Consider the following 1,054-nt stretch of genomic DNA (forward strand, 5'->3'; position numbering starts at 1 on the left):
GATAAAATCAATAGAATTTGGTTCGATAAAAGAGCTCGATTCTGTTGCGGATTTATTAAATACTTTGGTTTTACCATATGCATTAAACTTTTGGACAAGTTTCAAATCATTATAAACCTGAATTATCTTTTTACAGAAGACATCAAAAAATGGTTCTTTTTGTCTATGGGGGTAAAATGTTGTTCCAGGGCACAGAGCAACATAAGATGCATCGAAAGCCGATTTTCCTAACATCGCCATAAATAATTTATGTATTTTTTCATCCTCAATTTCATTTATCAAATCCTTCATTAAAGAAACTTCCTTTTGCATTCTCAGACTCATCCATTGATTCAATTCCCTTTTTGGCATCTTATTTAAGAACTCATTCTTAAAATTATATTTTTCAAGATTCTGTGATAACTTAATAAATTTCTTATTTTTTTCTTTATAAGTGTCTTTTAGTGTCTTAATATCTATATCCCAAGTTGTTTTGACATCAGAAACAAGACACATTAAAGGATTAGTATCTATGCCAATTGCATTTAGCTGAAATAAATTACTCGAAACCAAAGTGGTTCCACTTCCACAAAAAGGGTCTAAAACTAATTCTCCTTTTTTTAAACCATATTTCTTAATACTTTCCTCTAATAGAGTATATGGAAAATCCTCAAGATAATCATACCAGTGATGAACAACACCGTATCGGTTTAAATCGCTTATAGAATGATACTCCTGAAAAAGTGGTAATTGCCAAGAAGTCTTTTTATCAATCTGCTCAATCAATTCCTCATTATATTTAATATCTTGATTTTTAATCCTTTGTATCGTTTCTTCGAAAAAAGATTTTCTACTCTGCGGAACCTTAAAATTAAAATTGCTCCCATCTTCAATGAAGCCCTTTTCGATTAGTAAATGGATTGCGTTTAGTAGAATTTTACTATCTTTGGGATAACCAGTTAATTCCGATAGTTCATTAATATTGGGTTCTGCCTTATCAGATATCTTGAGGTATATATGTTCCAATATTTGGGACTGCAGGAACGGTAATTTTTTGGTGTTCATATTGATACCC

The 1,054-nt window shown here is 30.7% G+C and carries 1 pseudogene; it reads right to left on the minus strand.

Annotated elements, in window-relative coordinates:
• Window positions 1-1,044, minus strand: a pseudogene (locus COZ07_RS05690) (DNA methyltransferase); the annotation flags it as partial.
• Between the last annotated feature and the right edge of the window lie 10 nt (window positions 1,045-1,054).

The sequence above is a fragment of the Candidatus Infernicultor aquiphilus genome (assembly GCF_002784285.1).
GTDB lineage: Bacteria > Atribacterota > Phoenicimicrobiia > Phoenicimicrobiales > Phoenicimicrobiaceae > Infernicultor > Infernicultor aquiphilus.